At 74.5% G+C, this 20,395-nt stretch carries 16 protein-coding genes and 1 pseudogene; 13 read left to right on the top strand and 4 right to left on the bottom strand.

All coding sequences use genetic code 11. The features are described from left to right. Positions 1-151: 151 nt before the first annotated feature. Positions 152-2,638 carry a SulP family inorganic anion transporter gene (locus ACFWOG_RS10525; RefSeq protein ID WP_380356770.1) on the bottom strand — a complete coding sequence of 829 codons (2,487 nt, stop codon included), beginning with the start codon at positions 2,636-2,638 and terminating at the stop codon, positions 152-154. A 517-nt stretch (positions 2,639-3,155) separates the two neighbouring features. Continuing rightward, a complete protein-coding gene (locus tag ACFWOG_RS10520) occupies positions 3,156-4,163 on the bottom strand; it encodes an ATP-binding protein (RefSeq protein ID WP_380356767.1) in 1,008 nt (335 codons plus the stop codon). A gap of 222 nt (positions 4,164-4,385) precedes the next feature. Here ACFWOG_RS10520 and ACFWOG_RS10515 point away from each other — a divergent pair, with 222 nt between their 5' ends. Continuing rightward, a complete protein-coding gene (locus ACFWOG_RS10515; protein ID WP_380356764.1) occupies positions 4,386-5,285 on the top strand; it encodes an oxidoreductase in 900 nt (299 codons plus the stop codon). A 427-nt stretch (positions 5,286-5,712) separates the two neighbouring features. Here ACFWOG_RS10515 and ACFWOG_RS10510 read toward each other — a convergent pair whose 3' ends face one another. Continuing rightward, a complete protein-coding gene (locus tag ACFWOG_RS10510; protein WP_329885759.1) occupies positions 5,713-6,549 on the bottom strand; it encodes an HAD-IB family hydrolase in 837 nt (278 codons plus the stop codon). 814 nt (positions 6,550-7,363) lie between these two features. On the opposite strand from ACFWOG_RS10510, the gene ssd reads away from it, so the two are divergent. The 7 genes from ssd to ACFWOG_RS10475 all read left to right on the top strand — a co-directional run bounded on the left by ssd (position 7,364) and on the right by ACFWOG_RS10475 (position 13,270). Then, positions 7,364-8,488 (top strand): septum site-determining protein Ssd, encoded by a 1,125-nt coding sequence (gene ssd / locus ACFWOG_RS10505; RefSeq protein WP_380356761.1) that lies wholly within the window; start codon positions 7,364-7,366, stop codon positions 8,486-8,488. Further along, the gene (locus ACFWOG_RS10500) at positions 8,488-9,831 is read left to right on the top strand and encodes a TadA family conjugal transfer-associated ATPase (protein WP_380356758.1); all 1,344 of its coding nucleotides are present in this window, start codon (positions 8,488-8,490) and stop codon (positions 9,829-9,831) included. The genes ssd and ACFWOG_RS10500 overlap by 1 nt, the downstream gene beginning before the upstream one ends. A 321-nt stretch (positions 9,832-10,152) precedes the next feature. Continuing rightward, on the top strand, positions 10,153-11,040 hold the full coding sequence (locus tag ACFWOG_RS10495; protein WP_380356755.1) for a type II secretion system F family protein: 888 nt from the start codon (positions 10,153-10,155) through the stop codon (positions 11,038-11,040). 212 nt (positions 11,041-11,252) lie between these two features. Next, a complete protein-coding gene (locus tag ACFWOG_RS10490) occupies positions 11,253-11,873 on the top strand; it encodes a type II secretion system F family protein (protein WP_380356752.1) in 621 nt (206 codons plus the stop codon). Between the two features lie 107 nt (positions 11,874-11,980). Further along, positions 11,981-12,253, top strand: a complete 273-nt coding sequence (locus ACFWOG_RS10485) for a DUF4244 domain-containing protein (protein WP_329952395.1) — start codon at positions 11,981-11,983, stop codon at positions 12,251-12,253. Then, the gene (locus ACFWOG_RS10480) at positions 12,243-12,740 is read left to right on the top strand and encodes a TadE family type IV pilus minor pilin (RefSeq protein WP_380356749.1); all 498 of its coding nucleotides are present in this window, start codon (positions 12,243-12,245) and stop codon (positions 12,738-12,740) included. The genes ACFWOG_RS10485 and ACFWOG_RS10480 overlap by 11 nt, the downstream gene beginning before the upstream one ends. Next, positions 12,728-13,270 carry an Rv3654c family TadE-like protein gene (locus ACFWOG_RS10475; RefSeq protein WP_380356745.1) on the top strand — a complete coding sequence of 181 codons (543 nt, stop codon included), beginning with the start codon at positions 12,728-12,730 and terminating at the stop codon, positions 13,268-13,270. The genes ACFWOG_RS10480 and ACFWOG_RS10475 overlap by 13 nt, the downstream gene beginning before the upstream one ends. On the opposite strand, the gene ACFWOG_RS10470 is transcribed toward ACFWOG_RS10475, so the two are convergent. Continuing rightward, the gene (locus tag ACFWOG_RS10470; protein ID WP_380356742.1) at positions 13,265-15,769 is read right to left on the bottom strand and encodes a DEAD/DEAH box helicase; all 2,505 of its coding nucleotides are present in this window, start codon (positions 15,767-15,769) and stop codon (positions 13,265-13,267) included. The genes ACFWOG_RS10475 and ACFWOG_RS10470 overlap by 6 nt on opposite strands. A 220-nt stretch (positions 15,770-15,989) precedes the next feature. Between ACFWOG_RS10470 and bldG the strand changes: the two genes are divergently transcribed. The 5 genes and pseudogenes from bldG to ACFWOG_RS10445 form a co-directional block, all read left to right on the top strand. After that, positions 15,990-16,331: an anti-sigma factor antagonist BldG gene (gene bldG / locus ACFWOG_RS10465; RefSeq protein ID WP_327678470.1), complete on the top strand. Its 342-nt coding sequence runs from the start codon at positions 15,990-15,992 to the stop codon at positions 16,329-16,331. 173 nt (positions 16,332-16,504) lie between these two features. After that, positions 16,505-16,927, top strand: a complete 423-nt coding sequence (locus ACFWOG_RS10460) for an ATP-binding protein (protein ID WP_329885693.1) — start codon at positions 16,505-16,507, stop codon at positions 16,925-16,927. 300 nt (positions 16,928-17,227) lie between these two features. Beyond that, the gene (locus tag ACFWOG_RS10455) at positions 17,228-17,923 is read left to right on the top strand and encodes a hypothetical protein (protein WP_329885692.1); all 696 of its coding nucleotides are present in this window, start codon (positions 17,228-17,230) and stop codon (positions 17,921-17,923) included. A 337-nt stretch (positions 17,924-18,260) separates the two neighbouring features. Beyond that, entirely contained in the window at positions 18,261-19,793 is a 1,533-nt protein-coding gene (locus tag ACFWOG_RS10450; RefSeq protein ID WP_329952391.1) for a methyltransferase, read from the top strand. A 270-nt stretch (positions 19,794-20,063) separates the two neighbouring features. Continuing rightward, positions 20,064-20,395: pseudogene (locus tag ACFWOG_RS10445) on the top strand (hypothetical protein); the annotation flags it as partial.

Here is a 20,395-nt window from a genome sequence, read left to right as displayed (position 1 = left end):
GGCGAAGAGGTCACTTGACAAGAGGCTCCGGTGAATTGGTGTAGACCTTTGACCGGACGTCGAACGGTCGCCCGAGGCCGGGGCACCTCTGGAGGGTGTGGCGGAGGTGGGCCCGCGTCCTGGCCCGCCCGGCGGGACGCGGGCCCGGCTCTCAGGCGGCCAGGCCCGGACCGCCCCCGGTCCTGGTCGCGTCGGAGGGGTCCGTACCGGAAGGTGGGACCTCTTCGAATTCCTTCACCCGTTCGGGCGTGTCGCAGTCGGCGGCCGAAGTGGACGCGGCGGACGCGACCGCTGTGGCGGCCATGACGGCGGCCGCAGGGGCGTGGGCGTGAGCACGGGGGGAGGTCTCGCCCGGTGCGCCCAGTGCCTCGACCGGGCTGAACCGGCCGCTCTCGCGATCGAGCACGTAGGCCTGCGCCGTGGCGAAGTCGAAGTACATCCCGACCAGCCTCAGCGTGCCCTCGGCCACCCGTCGCTCCACGGCGGGGTTGGCCAGCAACTGGTCCAGCTGCTGGACCACGTTGGTGATGCAGAGCTGCTCGACCAGGTCGACCACCGGCCGGGCCGTGAACTCGGCCGGGACCCGTCGCAGCCGGTCCAGGGAACCGCGGCCGTTGCGCAGCCACCGGGCCAGCGGGGTCGGCGGGCCCGGTTGTTCGTGCAGCCCGTCCAGCAGCGCCTTCATCGCCCCGCAGCCCGAATGGCCGCAGACCGTGATCGAACCGACCTCCAGGACCTCGACGGCGTACTGCACCGCCGCCGCCACCGAGTCGTCGGCCGCCCCCGGCTCGAACGGCGCCGGCACCAGGTTGCCGACGTTGCGGACGGTGAAGAGGTCGCCGGGGCCGCTGTTGGTGATCATGCTGGTGACCATCCGCGAGTCCGCGCAGGTCAGGAAGAGCTGGGACGGCGTCTGTCCCTCCCGGGCGAGCCGGGCCAGTTCGGGCCGGACCAGCGGGGCGGTGTGCAGCTGGAACACCCGGACCCCGTCCAGCAGTCGTCCGTGCGGGTCCTCCTGCTGTTCGACGCAGTGGTGGCCGACCCAGGGCGTCCAGGCGCGGCAGCGGTGCGGGCCGGGAGAGCTGCCGGTACGGACGGTGCCGTCGGGGTCGAGGACCTCGTCGTCCTGGCGGTGGGTCACCATCGAGACGCGGCCGCCGCCGGCCTGGTACCCGGTGCGCCAGCTGTGCAGGGTCTCGTACGCGGCGTGGTCGAGGAAGGAGCCGTCGTGGACGACCGCGACATCGGCGCCGGCCGGGATCCCGGCGAGGGACCGGCTGAGCCGCGGCACGGCGGTGAAGGTGAGCGGACCGTGCGTCTCCACGGTGAACGAGCCGTCGGGACCGGTCAGGACGTCCACGTGGGCGCGGGTCAGCCGGTAGAGGGCGAGCAGGACGGCGGTCGCGGCTCCCAGCGCCACGCCCGGCAGGACGCCGAGCAGCACCACGCCCGCCACGGTGGTGAGGTAGACAGGGAACTCCCGGTGCCGGTGGACCTTGCGGATGTGCGCGAAGCTCACCATCTGCAGGCCGACCACGAGCACCAGGGCGGCGAGCGCGGAGAGCGGGATCCGGCGCAGCCCGCCGGTGAGGGCCAGCGCCGCCGCCAGCACCCAGACTCCGTGCAGGATCGAGGACCGACGGCTCGTGGCCCCGGCGCGGACGTTGGCCGTGCTGCGCACCGCTCCGCCGGCGATCGGCAGACCGCCGACGAGGCCGCTCACCATGTTGGCGAGGCCCTGGCCGCGCAGCTCGCGGTCGAGGTCCCCGGTCCGGTGGGACATCCGGTCGACGGCGACGGCCGAGAGCAGTGATTCGACGCTCGCCACGGCGGTGACGGTCAGCACGGCGGCCAGGACGGCGGGGAGCGGTCCGTGGGGCAGGTCGGGGACGAGGTCGTGCGGTTGCCAGGCGGGGAGCTCGACCCGGGCGAGCCGGAGGTCCAGCGCGACGGAGAGCGTGGTGGCGAAGGCGACGGCGGCCAGCGGTCCGGGCACCCTGACGAGCCGGGACCCGAACACGCCGGCCCGGCCGGGGAGCCGGTTCAGCCGGGGCCAGCCGAGCAGGACGACCGCGGTGACGGTGCCGACGGCCAGGGCGGCCGGATGCGGGACCGCCAACTGGCCGGGAAGGGCGAGCAGGTTGGCCGTCGCCGAGCTCTGCGGAGAGCCGCCGAGGACGACGTGCAGCTGCGCGATGGCGATGGTCAGGCCGACGCCGGCCAGCATCCCGTGCACGATGGCGGGAGAGACGGCGAGAGCGGTGCGCGCCACCCTCCTGACCCCGAGCAGGAGTTGCAGCAGGCCGGCGGCGAGGGTGATGGCGCAGGTGGCCTGCCAGCCGTACTGGGAGATCAGTCCGGCGGTGATCACGGTCAGCGCGGCGGAGGGGCCGCTCACCTGGAGCGGGGTGCCGCCGAACAGGCCGACCACGATCCCGCCGACCGCTGCCGCGGCGAGGCCGGAGGTGAGCGGGGCGCCGGTGGCCAGGGCGATGCCGAGCGAGAACGGCACGGCGATCAGGAAGACCACGAGGGAGGCGGAGAGGTCCGGTGCCCAGGGGACACGGGGACGTCTGCCCGGCGGGGCGTGGTCGGTGGTGTCGGAGGCGATGGGTGCGCCGGAGATGTCGAGGGTCATAGTCTTCCCGTCTTTCCGGGGGAACGAACGCAGTCAGGTCCGGCGGTGCGGTGAGCCCGGTGACGGGCCCGGCGGGTCGGATCGGCTGTCGTGGGTCGCGACGGCGTGGCGGGATGGCGTGGTCGCGGCGGGGAGTGCGGGTGTCACCGGCCGGACCGTGGACCATCAGGAGCCCCGACGGCTGCTCGCCCGGGGCGATGGGAGGAGCCATGCCTCGGAGAGGTCGTCGGGACCGAGGTGAATATCAAGACTCAGTAAACCGAGGGTAATGGGATCTTTGCACAGCGTCATCCCGGGCGACAGGCAATAACCGTGCCGTTCACCCCATTGGGTGGTGCTCGAACGGACGGGAATCTGCTGGTGGGAGTGCCCTGCGGCAGCGTCGGGCGCTCGGGACCGCCGTCGCCGGGGCCGGGGCCGGGGATTCGGGCCGGGGAGCCGGACGGACCGCGGCCTCCCCGGGGTGGGGAGACCGCGGCCCGTCGGTGGCGTCGGGGCGGCGGAGGGCCGCCGCCGGTCAGGCCGGAGCGCCGGCCGCGGCGGGTTCGTCGGCCGCGGCGAGCCGGTCGCCGAGCACGAAGCCCCGGTCCACCTGGGTGGCGAGGTCGATGCCGACCTTGGCGTTGGCCCAGCTCTCGGCGTTGCGGAGGTGGAAGAGGACGGCCTGCTCGGTGTAGCGGCGGGCGTCCCGTTGCCCGTACGTGGTGTCCGCCTCCGCGCGCAGTTCGTCCAGCACGGCGCGGTTGGCCGGCTCCAGGGCTCGCAGCTGCGGGTTGGCGCCCTGTTCCAGCCGGCGCACCCAGTCGGAGTGCCCGAAGGCGGTCAGCAGGTCGTCGCCGACCTCGCGGCGGAGGAACTCCAGGTCCTCCGGCCCCTGCACCTTGTTGCCCACCACGCGCAGTCGCACGCCGAAGTCGCGCGCGTAGTCGCGGTACTGGCGGTAGACCGAGACGCCCTTGCGGGTCGGTTCCGCGACCAGGAAGGTCAGGTCGAAACGGGTGAACAGGCCGGAGGCGAACGAGTCGGAGCCCGCGGTCATGTCGGTCACGACGTACTCGTCCGGGCCGTCGACCAGGTGGTTGAGCAGCAGCTCGACCGCGCCGACCTTGGAGTGGTAGCAGGCCACCCCGAGGTCCTCCTCGGTGAACGCGCCGGTCGCCAGCAGTCGCACCGAGCCCTCGTCGAGCGCGACCGGGCGGGCGCAGGCCGCGTACACCGGGTTCTCCTCGACGATCCGGAGCAGGCGCGAGCCCCGTCCGGGCGGGGTCGTCTTGATCATCTCCTCGGAGGACCGGATCAGCGGGTTGGAGCCGCGCAGGTACTCCTTGATGTCGGGCAGGTGGGCCCCGAGCGAGGGCAGTTCGGCGGCCTGCGCGTCCGTCAGGCCAAGTGCGGGGCCGAGGTGTTGGTTGATGTCGGCGTCGACGGCGATGACCGGGCGGCCCGAGGCGGCCAGGTGGCGGATGAACAGTGCGGACAGCGTGGTCTTGCCGCTGCCGCCCTTGCCGACGAAGGCGATCTTCATCTGGGACTCCGGCTCTCGCTCGCTCTGGGGCCCGCCGCGGTCGCTCGTCCGCTCCGCGGCCGGGGGCGACGATCTCCAGAACTGGAAATCGTTATCGCTTCCGATAGCGGCCATGCTATCCGGGGTTTCGGGTGGTTCGCCGGAGGGAAGTGAGGATTGCCTCTAAAGGGTGATGCGAGGTTGCCGTTCCGGGAGTGGCCCCGGTTCATTACCCTCGGGTAGGTGAGCACTGGAACAGATCCCCTCGCCCCGCTGGCCCAGCTCCCCGGGGTGCCCGACGCGGTGGCCGAGGTGCGCAAGGCCGTCGACCGCCTCTACGGCCACCGGGTGATGCGCCGCCGCGCGGCCGAGGTCACCTCGGAGTCCGCCCTGCGGGGCGCCCGGGCCTCCGCCGCGCTGGCGGGGGCGGACTGGCCGCTGGAGGAGGTCCGGCGGCGCAGCGACTTCGGCGCCGACCCCGAGGCCCGGGCGGTCGGCGCCGCCCTGCGGATCTCGGCCGAGGCCGGCCAGCTGCTCAGCGTCTGGCGGCACTCGCCGCTCCAGGTGCTGGCCCGGCTGCACCTGCTCGCGGTGGGGGACTCCGACGCCCCCGCGGGCCGGCCGCGCCAGGCGGGCGAGGGTGCCGACGATCCGTTCCCGCTGGAGCTGAAGCCGGTGGAGGGCGTCGAGTCCGCGGTGCCGGGTGCGGTGGACGGGCCGGTGCCCGTGCTGTCCCCGGCGCCGGGCTCGGAGGAGGTCGCCGCCAGGCTCGACCAGCTCTCCCGGCTGCTGGTGGCCCGTGCGGAGGGGCAGGGCGTCGGCACGCCGGCCCTGGTGGTCGCCTCGGTGGTGCACGGCGAGCTCCTGGCGCTGCGGCCGTTCGGCTCCCACAACGGCCTGATCGCCCGGGCCGCCCAGCGGATCGTGCTGATCGCCGAGGGGCTCGACCCGAAGTCGATCTGCCCGGCCGAGGTCGGCCTGGCGGAGCTGGGGACCGATGCCTACCGGCGGGCGCTGGCCGGCTACCTGGCGGGGACGCCGGAGGGGCTGGCCGCCTGGATCGGCCACTGCGGCCGGGCCCTGCGGCTCGGGGTTCGGGAGTCCACGGCGGTCTGCGAGGCGATGCAGCGCGGCATGGTCTGACCGGACGCGCGGTCCGACCGGTGTCAAGGGCGGTCGAGGGGCTGCGGCCGGGGGTCCCGGGCCGGGAGGCGCCGGGACGAAGAGATGCGGCGGCACCTGATCCTGCCGGGTGCCGCCGCTGGCACAGATGCCGGGTGACCATGCATGCACCGGAAGTGCCCATCAGACGGGGATCCTGCCCGTTCGTCTGGTGCGGCGGCCCGACAGCGGGTCGGCTGCATGTGGGTGCTCAGTCATCTGTACGCGGTCCGTGGGGCCTGAACTGCGTTGTCGGTTTGACCTCTTAGGGGTCCTGACCGGGTCTCGCGGGCCGTGCTTCATTTGTATCGCGTTTCGGGCGAAAGGGGAACCCGAAACGAGAAGTCTTCGGCTTTTGCCCGTTTTGCCCCTCGGCTCGGCGGCGGGTGCCCGGTGCTTCCCGCAGGGGTCAGGCCGTCGGGCGCCGCCGTCGCGCCACGTACCAGATCACCCCGGCCGTGAGCACCGCCGTGCCGATCGCCACCGCGGTCAGCACCGAGCCGCTCGGCGCCGAGAACTCCGGGAGCCGACGCCGGAGTTCCACCGGCCGGTCGAAGACCAGCACCGGCCACTCCCGGGCGACCGCCTCCTTGCGCAGCGCGCGGTCCGGGTTGACCGCCGAGGGGTGGCCGACCGCCTCGAGCAGCGGCAGGTCGGTCGACGAGTCGCTGTAGGCGTAGCACTCGGCGAGGTCGTAGCCCTCGCGCTCGGCCAACTCCCGGATGGCGGCGGCCTTGTTCTCGGCGTAGGCGTAGTACTCGATCTCGCCGGTGTAGCAGCCGTCCTCGATCTTCAGCCGGGTGGCGATCACGTGGTCGGCGCCGAGCAGCGCACCGATCGGCTCGACGACCTCGGAGCCGGAGCTGCTGACGATGACGACGTCGCGACCGGCCGCGTGGTGCTGCTCGATGAGTGAGGCGGCCTCGTCGTAGATGATCGGGTCGATCAGGTTGTGCAGGGTCTCGGCGACGATCTCGCGGACCTGCTGAACGTTCCAGCCCCGGGTGAGTGCGGAGAGGTACTCGCGCATCTTCTCCATCTGGTCGTGGTCCGCGCCGCCCACCAGGAAGACGAACTGGGCGTACGCACTTCGCAGGACGGCCCGACGGTTGATCAGGCCACCCTGGTAGAAGGGGCGGCTGAACGCGAGGGCGCTCGACTTGGCGATGATGGTCTTGTCGAGATCGAAGAAGGCCGCGGTCCGCGGGCCCGCCGGACGCGCCGGGGCGGCCGGCGGGCCGGTCAGGGGTGTCGCGTCCGACCCGGGCGCCCCGGCTGCCCCGGCCGCTCCGTCGCTCCCCGGGGCTTCGGCGGCTCCGGCGGTGGAGTCCGGGGACTCGTCGGCGTACTCGTCGGCGTTCTCGGTGGTGTCCACGGGAACCGAGGATAGAGGGCACCACAAAACGGCCCGCCATTCGGTGTACTCGTGGGCGTGCGGGTTTGTGTTTCTGGCCGCTCGGGTACACCATGGAAGTCACGGATCGTTCGCGACCGTGCTAACCCGGTCCGGCTCCTCCCCCCCGAGTCGGACCGTGGATAGACGACCCCCGCTCTCCCCCCCGGCGGGGGTCGTCGCACGTCCGGGGCCATTTTCAGGGCTTGAACGGCTACTGCCGGGGAATCGGCCCGCCGGCCCGGCGGACATCTACGGGGGGTGTCGACGACGGGCCCCTTCGGGCGATTTGGTCACTCTCCGTAGATCATTGATCATGGCTGTCCTCAGCCCCTCGAACGCGCGGAATGGCCGGTCGAGGCGGTCCCGCAGCAGCGCCCGGAGCGGTTGCTTCCCCTTGGTGCGGTCTATACCGGTTCTTCTCGGTGAGCCCGTTTCGTCAATTCTTTGCTCAATAGCCTCCCTTCCGAGTGAACGTTTTCCTCCACAACCCCCGAGTTGTCCACAGGGAATCGGAACCCGGCGGACGGAATCCGGATCACCGCCCACCGTGAGGGTCGGCAGCGGTCACCGGGTCCGTGCTGCGGGCCCGCGGCCGGCTGTCGCACCGACCGGACGTGTGCCCGGCCCGCCCCGTGCGGCCGGGCACCCGCACAGGGGAGCCGCCATGTCGAAGCCCACCACCGACCACGCCACCGCCAACGGTCCGGCGCCCACCCGACCGCTCGTCCTCACCGGGGACCCCGGCCTGGCCGAGCACCTGCTGCGGATCTGCGCGGCGGCCGGCACCGAGCCGCGGCTGCTCCGGGGAGCGTCGCCGCCGCGCGAGCTCTGGGAGGGATCGTCGCTGGTCCTGGTCGGCGACGACCGGGCCGAGCAGTGCGCCGGTCTGCCCCGTCGGGCCGGGGTGCTGCTGCTGGGGTTGGACCTCGACGACCCGGGGGTCTGGGTCAGAGCCGTCCAACTCGGCGCCGAGCACGTGCTCTTCCTGCCCGACGCGGAGGCCTGGCTGCTCGATCGGATCGCCGACGCCGTGGAGGGCGTCGGCACCCCTGCGCTCACCGTCGCGGTGCTCGGCGGGAGGGGAGGCGCGGGCGCGTCCACCCTGGCGTGCGCGCTCGCCGTGACCGCCGCCCGCCGCGGACGGCGGACCGTCCTCGTCGACGGCGATCCGTTGGGGGGCGGGCTCGACCTCCTGCTCGGCAGCGAGACGGCCGCCGGTCTGCGATGGCCGGACCTGGCCGCCTCACGCGGCCGGGTGAGCGGCGCCGAGCTGACCCGGGCGCTGCCCGCGCCCAAGCGGCTCACCGCGCTGTCCTGCCTGTCCTGGGACCGGAGCGACACGCTGGCCGTGCCCCCCGAGGCCATGCGCAGCGTGCTGGCCGCCGCCCGCCGCCGCGGTGGCCTGGTGGTGGTCGACGTTCCCCGGCGGCTCGACCCGGCGGCCGGGCAGGCGCTGGAGCAGTCCGACACGGCCCTGTTGGTGGTGCCGGCCGAGCTGCGCGCGGTGGCGGCCTCCGACCGGGTCTCCGCGTCCGCCCGGATGCGGATCGAGGACGTCAGGGTCGTGGTGCGGCCCGTGGGGCCCTTCGGCATCCCGGCCCGGAAGATCGCGCAGGGACTGCGGCTGCAGCTCGCCGGCGTGCTGGAGCCGGAGCCCGGCCTGGCCGCCGACACCGAGCAGGGCGTGCCGCCGGGCATCCGGGAGAGCGGCCCGCTCGCCCGCTTCTGCGAGACCTTTCTGGACGAGGTGCTGCCGCCGGTTCCGGCGGTCGGGGGAGGTGTGTACTGATGGTCCGTCTGCGGAGAGCGGGAGGCTCGGACGGCGTCGCGGGCCGCCGCGCCGGCGCGTACGAACAGCGGTTGCTCCGGAGCGTGCCCGTCGCAGGGCGCGTGCCCGCGCTCGGGCCGCCGCCCGAGCCGAACCCCTACGGACGGACGGCCCGGGAGGCGCGGGCGGCGGCGCTGGTCGACGCCGTCCGGCTGCGGCTGGCCGAGTCCGGGGCCGCCCCGACGGCCGATTCCGTCGCGGCCGCGCTGCGCGCCACCCGGCCGCCGCTCGGCGGCGACGACGTCCTCGACACCGTGCGCTCGCTGTGCGCCGAACTGGTGGGTGCGGGCCCGCTGGACCGGCTGCTGGCGGCGCCCGACGTCACGGACGTCCTCGTCAACGGACCGGACGAGGTCTGGGTCGACCGCGGCGGGGGCCTGCGCCGGGCGACCGGCGTCCGTTTCGCGGACGCCGGTGCGGTGCGGCGGCTGGCCCACCGCCTGGCCACGGCGGCCGGACGGCGGCTCGACGACGCACGGCCCTGGGTGGACGCCAGGCTGCCGGACGGCACCAGGCTGCACGCGGTGCTGCCGCCGATCGCGGCCGGCTGCACCCACATCTCGCTGCGGGTCTGCCGCCCCAGGCCCTTCACCCTCGACGAGCTGGTGACCGGCGGGGCCGTGCCGCCGCGCGGCGCGGAGCTGCTCGCGGGCCTCGTGCGGGCCCGGCTCTCGATGCTGGTCAGCGGCGGCACCGGCACGGGGAAGACCACGCTGCTGGCGGCGTTGCTGGGTCTGGTCGGTCCGGAGGAGCGGATCGTCATCGCCGAGGACTCCGCCGAGCTGCGTCCGGACCACCCGCACGTGGTCCGGCTGCAGAGTCGCCCGCCGAACCAGGAGGGGCTGGGCGAGCTGACCCTTCGGGACCTGGTCCGCCAGGCACTGCGGATGCGGCCCGACCGGCTGGTGGTCGGGGAGGTGCGCGGGGCCGAGGTGTCGGATCTCCTGGCCGCCCTCAACACCGGCCACGAAGGCGGCACCGGGACCGTCCACGCCAACACCGCGGCGGACGTCCCGGTCCGGCTGGAGGCGCTCGGTTCGCTGGCCGGGCTGGACCGGGCGGCCGTGCACAGCCAACTCCGCGCGGCGCTGGACGTGGTGGTGCACCTCGTGCGGGAGCCGGCCACCGGGAGGCGACGGATCGCCGAGATCCACACCTTGGCCGGCGACCGGCAGGGGCTGGCCGTCACCACCCCCGCGGTGACGTTCACGGCGGACGGCGGCGCGGTGCCGGGGGCCGGCTGGGAGCGGTTGACCCGGTTGCTGGCCGACCGGGGGGTTCGGCTCGCGGGCGGGCCGCCGTGACGGCGGCCTCGGTGCAGGTGGCGTTCGTCCTGCTGCTGGGCGGGTGTGGGGTGGGCGCGGTGCTGTTGCTCGGTCCCTGGAACGGGAGAACTCGGCGAGAGGCTGGTGGCGGACGTGACGGTTGACCGGGTCGAACTCTGTTGGGCGGCGGCCCTCTGCGGGGCGGCGGCGGCCGGCCGGTGGTGCCTGCAGCGGCAGTTGGCGGGTGTACGGCGGGCCGGGCACCTGCTCGCCGGGCGGGCCGGTGAGTCCGGCGAGGCCGGCGGGTCCCGGGGATCCGCCGGTCACGGGCGGGGGCGTAGGCCCCGGCGGCGTGGAGCCGTGCCGTTCGGCAGCCGGGTGGGCGCGTCCTGGCGGGCCGCCAGGGGTGCACCCGAACTGCTGCTCCTGCCCGGTGGACTGGCGGCCGGATGGGTGACGGTCTCGCCCGTTCCGGCCCTGGCCGCCGCACTGGCCGCCCTGCCGCTGCGGAGGTGGCGGCTGCGGCGCGCGGCGGCGGCCGGGGCCGGACGCCGGGCGGCCGCGGTGGTGGAGCTCTGTGCCGGACTGGCGGGTGAGTTGCGCAGCGGAGCGACGCCCGAACAGGCGCTGCACGTGGTGACCACGCGGATCGCCGCAGACCGGGCGGAGCTGGGCCGGCTCGGGGCGGAGCCGGTCGCCCGGCTCGCGGCCGGCCGGTACGGCGCGGATGTGCCCGCCGCACTCCTGCTGCTCGCCGAGTTGCCGGGAGGCCGTGGAGCGGCTGCGATCGCCGCCTGCTGGCGGGTGGCCTCCGACGGTGGAACGGGCCTGGCGGCCGGTCTGGACGGGGTGGCCGAGGCACTGCGCGTCGAACGGGCGCTGTCCGAGGAGATCGCCGCCGAGCTGGCGGCGCCGCGCGCCACGGTCGCGGTCCTGGCCGGGTTGCCGCTCGTGGGGCTGTTGCTCGGCGCGGCCATCGGCGCCCGACCGGTGGACGTCCTGCTCCACACACCCGCCGGGCTGGCCTGCCTGGTCGCAGGGGCGGCGCTGGAAGGGATCGGCCTGGCCTGGACGTCGCGCATCGTCCGGTCGGCGTCGGAGGACGCCCGGGAAACGGGTCCGTTCCGCGGCCGGACGGCCGAGGGCCGCCCGGAGCCCGGGTCCGGCCGGCGGTGCGGGATCACCCGGACCCGCCCTCGGGAGGGACGGTCGAGCGGATCGTTCGCAGGGAAGGTGAGGTCGGCGTGATGCGGGCGATGGACTGGACCGTCCTGGGCCCGGCCATGGCGGCGGGTGCGCTGCCGCTGAGCGGGTGGCGTGTCCGGAGGACGGCCCGGCGGCGGGCGGCGAAGTGGCGAACGGCCAGGGTGCCGACAGCGGGGCCGCCAAGGGCCGGAGACGCCCCGGCCCGCCGGTGGCCGGGCGGTGTTCGGGCGGAGCCCTCCAACAGGGGAGCCGCCGTGGCGGAGCGGGCTCGGCGGGGGGTCGCGGCGCTCTCCGCGGGGATCGGCGCAGCGGCGTTCCTCGGCGGTGGGGCAGGCCCGGTGGTGGGTCTACTGGTGGCGGCGGGGTTGTACCGGCGGCTGCCGCGGGCCCGGTCCCCGGCGGAGCGGCGAGCCCTGTCGGACGAACAACGGCTGGTCCGACAGCTGCCGCTCACCGCGGAGCTGTTGGCGGCCTGCCTAGGCTCGGCGGGCTCGCCGGCGGAGGCCGTCGCAGCGGTCGGCCGGAGCGTGGGAGCCCCGATGGGTCCCCGGCTGATGGCAGCGGCGGCGGAACTCGCCCTGGGCGCGCCGCCGGAACACTGCTGGCGCCGACTGGGCGAGGAGCATCCGCGATTGGCACCGCTGGCCCGCTGCCTGGTCCGGACGAGCCTCAGCGGGACCCCGGCGGCCGAGGCGCTCACCGGACTGGCGGGCGGCCAACGAGCGGAGGCCGTACGGGCGGCGCACACGCGGGTCCGCCGGGCCGGCGTGCTGGCCACCATGCCGCTCGGGCTCTGCTTCCTCCCGGCCTTCGTCCTGCTGGGTGTGGTCCCGGTGGTGGTGGGGCTCACCTCTCGCTTCACGCAGCAAATGTGACGCCTCGTCAAACATGTCGATCGGTACCGGACGCAGTGTGCGGAGGGCGCGGTGGAGGCCGCTCCGCCCGGCCCGGTCGACACCTGAATCGATCCAAGGAGAGAACCATGGATGCAGTGCTCAAGCCCGTTTTCGACAGCGGCAGTTCGCTCGGCCGACTGGTGCGGATGGGGCGGCGACGGGGCCGCTGGGCGATCCGTCGGATCCGGCGGGCCGGCCGGGCGAGGGCCCGCTCGGACGCCGGGATGACCACGGCGGAATACGCGGTCGGCACGCTCGGGGCGTGCGCGCTGGCTGCCGGGCTCTACAAGGTGGTGACCAGCCCGGCGGTCATCGGAGCCCTCACCGACGTCCTGGACCGTGCGCTCCATGCGACCTGAGGCACCGTCCGCAGGGCGGTGTGCCCGGCTGCTTCCTGCCGGCTGCGGCTCCTGTGCCGCCCGTTCCGGTCGGCTCGCCCCGACCGGCCGGAACGGGCGGCGCCGGCGGCGGGGCGACGGTGGCTTCGTCACCGCCGAAACCGCTGTCGCGCTGCCGGCGCTGGTGCTGCTGGCCGCGATGCTGGTCTGGGCCGTACTCGCGGCGGGTGCCCAGGTGCGGTGCGTGGATGCGGCGAGGGAAGGAGCCAGGGCGGCGGCGCGGGGCGAGACGGATGCCGCCGGGATCGCGCGGGCGGTCGCCCCGCCGGGGGCGGAGGTCCGGATCGACCTGGCGGCGGACACGGTCCGGGTCACCGTGGACGCGCCGTCCACGGCACCGGGCGGGCTCGGGAGCGTGCTCTCGGTCCGGCTGGGCGCGGCGGCCGTGGCAGCGCGGGAGGACACCTTGCGGGGCGGGGAGGGAGGTGCCGGCCCGTGGCCGAGCTGACGCGTGTCGTGGCTCGGGCGCGCGGCGCGCTGCGGTTCCGCTCCGGTCGGGCGGGGGCCCGCGGCGGCGGGCACGACGGCGGGTCGGCGACGGTCTGGCTGGTCGTGTGCGCGCTGTTGGGCTGCGCGGCGTTCACCGTCCTGCTGTCGGTGGGTGTGGCGGTCGGCGCCCGCCACCGCGCGGAGTCCGCCGCCGACCTCGCGGCGCTCGCGGCGGCCGACCGGCTGCTGCTGGACGCGGACGGCGGCTGCGACCGGGCCCGGGCCGTGGCGGCCGTGCAGGCGGCCACGGTGGTCTCCTGCACGGTGGACCGGGAGGCCGATGCCGTCGACGTGGTGGCGGAGGTGCCGGTCACCGGGCTGCCGGTCCGCCTGCCGGTCGGGCCGGCGCGTGCCCGGTCCCGGGCCGGCCCGGTCCGTGCGGCGGTCGCCCCGACGGACGAGGACGCGCGCGCCGCGGTCGGCGAGGCCGTCACCGCGGTGGCCGGCCCGGCGGTGACGGCCGCCCAGACCGAGGGGACGGGCTCATGAACCTCCGGCTTCCCCGGCTTCGAACGCCTCCCCGACGCCCCCGACCTCCCCGGCCGCGGTCGTCCGTCCCTCAGGCCCCGCTTCGACCGTTTCCGCCGCTTCGACCGCGTCCGCCGCTTCCGCCGGTTCGGAGCCGTCCGCTTCCCCGGTGGCCGCTGCCGGTTCCAGCCGCTCCGCGGCCGGCACGGCGGGCGCTCCTGCGAGCAGCACGTCCAGCATCCGGACGGCCGCCGCCTTGTCCAGCGGGTCGTTCCCGTTGCCGCACTTGGGCGACTGCACGCAGGAGGGGCAGCCGCGTTCGCACTCACAGGCCGCGATCGCCTCCCGGGTGGCCGTCAGCCACTGGACGGCCCGCTGGAAGCCCCGCTCGGCGAATCCGGCACCGCCGGGGTGGCCGTCGTAGACGAAGACGGTGGGCAGTCCGGTGTCCGGGTGGAGCGGTACCGAGACGCCGCCGATGTCCCAGCGGTCGCAGGTGGCGAAGAGCGGGAGCAGCCCGATCGAGGCGTGCTCGGCGGCGTGAGCGGCGCCGGGCAACTGGTCGAGCGGGATGTCCGCGTCGAGGAGCTGGTCCTCGGTGACGGACCACCAGACCGCGCGGGTGCGCAGGGTGCGCGGCGGCAGGTCGAGCTTGCTCTCGCCCATGATCTCGCCGGTGGAGATCCGCTTGCGGAGGTAGCCGACCACCTGGTTGACCACCTCGACGGAGCCGAAGCTGAGCCGGCCCTCGCCCCAGTCGACGGTGGTGTCGGTGGAGAGCACCGAGATGGAGGTGATGTCGCGGGCGGCGGTCGTGTAGGGCGGGTCGGCGGGTTCGACCAGCGCGACCGAGTTGTCGAGGTCGAACTCCCGGACGAGGTAGCTGCGGCCCCGGTGGAGGTGGACGGCGCCGGTGTGGACGGTGGTGTGGGCGGCGGAGGCGTCCACGGTGCCGAGCAGCCGCCCGGTCGGGGCCTCGACGATCTGCACCGGGCTGCCGCCGCTGCCCCGCAGGTCGACGCCGTCGGCGGCCCGTTCGCGGCGGGTCCAGTACCAGGCGTCGCCGCGACGGCGGAGCAGCCCGCGTCGCTCCAGTATCGGCAGCAGCGGTCCGGCGGAGGGGCCGAACAGTTCCAGGTCGGTGTCGGTCAGCGGGAGCTCGGCGGCGGCCGCGCACAGGTGCGGGGCGAGGACGTGCGGATTGTCGGGGTCCAGCACGGTGGCCTCGACCGGGGTGGCGAACAGCGCCTCCGGATGGTGCACCAGGTAGGTGTCCAGCGGGTCGTCCCGGGCGATCAGGACGGCGAGGGCGCCCTGGGCCTCGCGCCCGGCCCGTCCGGCCTGCTGCCAGAGCGAGGCCCGGGTGCCGGGGTAGCCGGCCATCAGGACGGCGTCCAGGCCGGAGATGTCGACACCGAGCTCCAGTGCGGAGGTGGAGGCGAGGCCGAGCAGCCGGCCGGAGTGCAGATCGCGTTCCAGGGCGCGGCGCTCGTCGGCGAGGTAGCCCCCGCGGTAGGCGGCCACCCGGTCGGCGAGCGGGCGGCCGAGCTGGTCCTGGGTCTGCAGGGCGACCAGCTCGGCGGAGCGGCGGGAGCGGACGAAGACGACGGTGCGGATCTCCCGTTCGACGAGGTCGGTGAGGAGGTGGGCGGCCTCGGCGGTGGCGGTCCGGCGGACCGGCGCCCCGTGCTCGCCGACGTTCTCGGTGAGCGGCGGCTCCCAGAGCCCGAAGACCACGGGCCCGCGCGGGGAGGCGTCCTCGGTGACCGCGTCGGCGAGCAGGCCGGTGAGTCGCCGTGCGGTGACGGCCGGGTCGGCGGTGGTGGCGGAGGCGAGGAGGAAGGTGGGCTCGGATCCGTACCGGGCGCAGATCCGGCGCAGCCGCCGCAGCACCTGGGCGACGTGCGAGCCGAACACGCCGCGGTAGCTGTGGCACTCGTCGATCACGACGTAGCGCAGGGTCTTGAGGAAGGAGGACCAGCGGGCGTGGGCGGGCAGGATGCCGCGGTGCAGCATGTCCGGGTTGGTGAGCACGTACGAGGCGTACTGGCGGACCCACTCGCGTTCCTCGGGCGGGGTGTCGCCGTCGTAGAGGGCGGCCCGGACCCGGGGCGGCGCGAGGTCCGCGGCCCGGCGGCGCTGGTCGGCGGCGAGTGCCTTGGTGGGGGCGAGGTAGAGCGCGGTGGCGCCGCGCCCGTTGCGGGCTTCGGTTCCGTCCAGCAGATCGGAGAGGACGGGGGCCAGGTAGCCGAGGGACTTGCCCGAGGCGGTTCCTGTGGCGATCACCACAGTATGGCCGGATTTGGCCAGATTCATTGCTTCTGCCTGATGGGCCCAGGGGCGTTCCACGCCCAGGGCCCGGGCGGACTCGACGATCTCGGGCCGGATCCGGTCGGGCCACGGTGAATAGCGGGCGGCCCGGGCGGGAAGGTGCTCCGTATGGGTGAGCCGGTCCGACCGCCCGCGGGTGGTGGACAGGGTCGTGAGCAGTGCCTCGGGCAGGCTGTGACGCGGCGGCATGAGGACCCAGTGTGTCACCGGAGTGACGGAGAATCGTCCCAAGCCATCGTGCGGGCATGGTCACAAGTGGTTGAATGTGGCCGTGTCGGCCGTACGGCCGGGGGTCGCAGCGCCGAGGCTTGCCGCATTGGCTGGGCGTGCCCGAGGCTTGTGACCATGCGGTGGCGGCCGTCCGGCCGAGGATCGCAATGACGTAGCAAGGCAAGGTGCTGGAGGTTCCGTGGACCTGTCCCTGTCGACCCGTACAGTCGGCGATCGCACGGTCGTCGAGGTTGGCGGCGAGATCGATGTGTACACCGCCCCGAAGCTGCGTGAGCAGCTGGTCGAGCTCGTCAACGACGGCAGCTACCACCTCGTCGTCGACATGGAGGGCGTGGACTTCCTGGACTCCACCGGGCTCGGTGTGCTGGTGGGCGGCTTGAAGCGGGTGCGCGCCCACGAGGGTTCGCTGCGACTGGTCTGCAACCAGGAGCGCATCCTCAAGATCTTCCGCATCACCGGCCTGACCAAGGTCTTCCCGATCCACAACTCGGTGGACGACGCGGTCAACGCGACCGACTGACCCGACCGATCCGGCCGGGTCGGCCCTCCGTGGTCGGCCCGCCCGATTCTCAACGCGGCCGGGAGCCGGGGCCCTGTTGCGGCCCCGGCCCGTCGGTCCGCCCAGGGGCCGACTGACGTCGGCCCGCAGCGGCCGTATGCCCGGCCCCGGTCGGAGCACCCCGAGGGGGAGAGATGGCAACCGTCGAACTTCGATTCAGTGCGCTTCCCGAGCACGTCCGTACGGCCCGGCTGGTCGCCGCGGCAGTCGCCAGACGAGTCGGGGTCGACGAGTCGGTGCTCGACGAGGTGCGGCTCGCCGTCGGTGAGGCATGCTCCCGCGCGGTCGGTCTGCACCAGCGTGGTGGCATCACCGGCGCGGTGCGGGTGGCCCTCATCGACCAGGAGAAGCGTTTCCTCATCGAGGTCGAGGACGAGGCCGGCCTCGACACCGTCCCGACCGCCGCCGGTTCGGCGGAAGGCGTCGATCCGGACGAGGACACGCTCGGTCTCGCGGTGCTCACCGGCCTGGTCGAGGACCTTGAGGTCACCAGCGGCACCGGTGGCGGTCTGATCCGGATGAGCTGGCCGGTCCCGGCCGACGTGCTCACGGGCTGACCGGCTGGTCCCGGCAGGCCCGCCGGAGGTCGTCGCTCGCTGGCCGTGAGGTGACGGCTGCCCGGTCACCGGTGGTCGGTCACCCGGGGCGCCACGCCTCTTCGAGCGGCAGCCCTCCTTCGCAGTTCCTCCCTGCTGCGTGCCCTCGTCGTACCTTCGGCGCGCCCTCGAACTGTCTCCGTCCCGACCTTCCGGCGACGGTCGGAGCACGGGCGCGGCCCGTACGGGCGGGAACCGGGGGTCGTGCGGCGGCCGTGTAGGTTCGCTGTTCGACGACCGAAACCGAAAGGGCTTCTCCCGGTGAACAAGCGACTGCTGGCCGTACCCGCGCTCGGCGCGCTGCTTGCGTTCGGCGCCGTCGGCTGCGGCGACGACAACAGCAAGCAGCTGGACTCCTGGGCGGTGAAGGTGTGCGGCGGGGCCAAGGACCCGATCGCCCAGGCGCAGGCCGCGCTGGCGGACACCGGCCAGGTGAAGACCGGCGAGGTCCCGGTCGACCTCCAGAAGCGTCTCTCGGCGGACATCGGGCGGCTGGCCAAGACCAACCAGGACATCGCTGCGGCCATCGACGGCGCGGGAGCGCCGAAGGTGGACGACGGGGCCACTCTCCAGAAGGACACCGTCGCCGAGCTCACCAAGGCGGCCGACGGGTACCTGGAGGTCCAGAAGAAGCTGGACGCGCTGCCCAACACCGACCAGGGGAAGTTCGCCGACGGACTCCGCAGCATCTCCGACCAGATTCAGCAGCTGGCCTCGCTCTCCACACAGGCACAGGGCAAGCTTCAGCGCGGCGAGCTGGGTGCGGCGATGGCCAAGCAGGAGGGCTGCAAGCCGGGCACGGCTGCCGCGGCTCCGTCGGCGGGCGCCACGGGCACGGCGGCTCCCGGTACTCCGGCTCCCGGCACGGCGGACGGTACGAGCCCGGCGGGCAGCCCCGCCGCGACGGATCCCGCCGCCGCTCAGCCTTCCTCCGCCCCCGTCCCCTCGGCGAGCTGACGGACCGCACCCGCACCTCCCGCACCCGCACCGGTATCCGTATCCGCACCGGTATCCCCGACCGAGCCGTTGTCGCCGTCGGACCCGCTGTTCCGCCCCCTCGTCCGCCCCCCTCGTCCGCCCCTTCGCCCGACCTGCCGAGGGGGCGTTCGCGCTGCTCGAATCGCTGTCCGGCCGGTGGGACGTCCCTCCGGGCCCGACCCGGCCCCGGAGCCCCGCCACGGGGTCGGCGCGTGGACCTGCACGGATCCGTCACGGGGCCGTTGAGGAGCTTTCGGGGGACCTTCGAGGGGCTGCCGAGGGGAGCGGGGGCGACCGGGCGGGGGACAATGTCGGGGTGATCAGTAGCCCCGTTCTCGACCCGACCCGCCTCGCCAGACTGCGCGAGGCCCTGCTCGCCGCCTCGTACACCGCCGACGGCTGCCTGGACCTGCTCGGGCCCACCGGGTACGCGGCGCTGGCCCGCAGCGAGGCGGTGCCCGCGCTGCGGGCGACCCGCGGCGGCAGCCCGCTGGAGACGCTGGTGCGGCTCTTCCTGCTGCAGCAGCCCGTGCCGTACCGGGCGGCCGCCGCCGCGCTGCCCGTCGAGGACTGCCTGACCGACGGTTGGCTGCGGACGGACGGCGATCTGGTGCGGGCCACCGTCGACGTCCGCCCGTACGCCGACGAGGTCGCCGGTCTGCCGAGCGCGGACGCCTGGGTGGTCTCCGACCTGGGTTGTGCGGTCGGCGGCGCCGGCGGGATCGGGTCCGGTGAGACCGCGCACGGGGTGGCCCGCAAGGACCTGGTGCTCGGTGTGGGGGGCGCGTCCACCACGCTGGCCAACATCACGGTGCGCCGGCCGGTCAGGTCCGCGCTGGACCTCGGCTCGGGCTCCGGTGTGCAGGCGCTTCACGCGGCCCGGCACGCCCAGCGGGTCACCGCGACCGACGTCAACGCGCGGGCGCTGCGCTTCACCGAGCTCACTCTGGCGCTGTCCGGTTTCGACCACGCCGAGACCGCCGAGGGAAGCCTCTTCGAGCCGGTCGGGGAGCGGAAGTTCGACCTGATCGTCTCCAACCCGCCGTTCGTGATCTCGCCGACCGGCCGGTTCACCTACCGGGACGGCGGCATGGCCGGCGACGACCTCTGCCGCAGCCTGGTCCGCTCCGCCGCCGCCCGGCTGGAACCGGGTGGCTACTGCCAGCTGCTGGCCAACTGGCAGCACGTCAAGGGCGAGGACTGGCACGACCGGCTGTCCGGCTGGGTCGCGGGCACCGGGCTGGACGCCTGGATCGTCCAGCGTGAGGTGCAGGACGTCGCCCAGTACGCCGAGCTGTGGCTGCGGGACGGCGGTGACCACCGCGGTCCCGGTGGTGACTACCAGGCCCGGTACGGGGAGTGGCTGGACGCGTTCGAGGCCGGGCGGGTCGAGGGAATCGGTTTCGGCTGGATCACGCTGCGCGCGGGTGGCGCCGAGCGGCCGACCGTCCGGGTCGAGGAGTGGCCGCACCCGGTCGAGCAGCCGCTCGGCCCGCACATCGAGGAGTGGTTCGACCGGCAGGACTTCCTGCGGACGCACGACGACGCGGCCCTGCTGGCGGCCCGGTACGTGCTGGCCGACGAGGTGGTCCAGGAGCAGGTCGGTGCGCCCGGGGCGGAGGACCCGGAGCACGTGGTCCTGCGCCACAACCGGGGCATGCGGCGCGCCACCAAGGTGGACACGGTGGGCGCCGGGTTCGTCGGCGTCTGCGACGGGACGCTGTCGGCGGGCGAGATCGTGGACGCGATCGCGCAGTTGCTCGGCGAGGACCGGGTGGTGCTGCGGGACCGGGTGCCGGAGTCGCTGCGCATGCTCACGGAGCAGGGGTTCATCAGCCCCGTGGCCTGATCGCGCCCTTCGCGACGTCCCGTCGTTTCACGCCCCGCCGCCACGCGCAACCAAGCGCGATGCCTTGTGCTCCCTCGCGCTCCCTCGGGGTCGTTCGGGGGCCCTTGGAGTTCCCCGCGTCCTTCCGGGTCGGCTTCGGGCCATCTGCGGTCGTCCGATTCACCTCTCCGTATCCCCTGGTTCGCCGGACGGCCTCCGGGTGTCTGTCCCCCGTTGGCCCCCGACTGTGAGGCTCTGTCCACAGGCTGTGGACAAGGCTGGGGGCTCGGGGTGGAGACGACGACGGCGACGGTCGGGGGCCTGATACTTGCCCTCTTCGGCGGCGCACTCCTGTTCTGGTGCGCCGCCGAAGTGCGCCTTCGCCACCGGGTGCGCCGTCGGGGCGTGCCGACCGTGGCCACGGTGGTCGCCGAGTCCGATCCGCACGGCGGACTCGACAGCGCACCACTGCTCTCCTACTCCGCGTCCGTGCAGGCCGGGCACGCCGGGCCGGGCGCCGGCCCGGGCGGGGCGGCCGGGACCGCGGGGGGCCCCACGGCGGGGCCCGGCCGGGGCGGCGAACGGGTGGGATCCCGCCCGCGCGGCCGGACCCCCCGGCGCCC

This window comes from Kitasatospora sp. NPDC058406 (genome assembly GCF_042722765.1).
GTDB lineage: Bacteria > Actinomycetota > Actinomycetes > Streptomycetales > Streptomycetaceae > Kitasatospora.
Note: the sequence above shows the minus strand (reverse complement) of the source record. Positions and strands in the feature narration are given on the sequence as shown.

Bases quoted from the DNA above. Each gene is read 5' to 3' on its own strand.
- ssd (WP_380356761.1), top strand. From the start codon at position 7,364: ATGTCGAAGCCCACCACCGACCACGCCACCGCCAACGGTCCGGCGCCC.
- ACFWOG_RS10460 (WP_329885693.1), top strand. From the start codon at position 16,505: ATGGCAACCGTCGAACTTCGATTCAGTGCGCTTCCCGAGCACGTCCGT.
- ACFWOG_RS10470 (WP_380356742.1), bottom strand. From the start codon at position 15,769: ATGCCGCCGCGTCACAGCCTGCCCGAGGCACTGCTCACGACCCTGTCC.
- ACFWOG_RS10485 (WP_329952395.1), top strand. From the start codon at position 11,981: ATGGATGCAGTGCTCAAGCCCGTTTTCGACAGCGGCAGTTCGCTCGGC.
- ACFWOG_RS10480 (WP_380356749.1), top strand. From the start codon at position 12,243: ATGCGACCTGAGGCACCGTCCGCAGGGCGGTGTGCCCGGCTGCTTCCT.
- ACFWOG_RS10520 (WP_380356767.1), bottom strand. From the start codon at position 4,163: ATGAAGATCGCCTTCGTCGGCAAGGGCGGCAGCGGCAAGACCACGCTG.
- ACFWOG_RS10500 (WP_380356758.1), top strand. From the start codon at position 8,488: ATGGTCCGTCTGCGGAGAGCGGGAGGCTCGGACGGCGTCGCGGGCCGC.
- ACFWOG_RS10525 (WP_380356770.1), bottom strand. From the start codon at position 2,638: ATGACCCTCGACATCTCCGGCGCACCCATCGCCTCCGACACCACCGAC.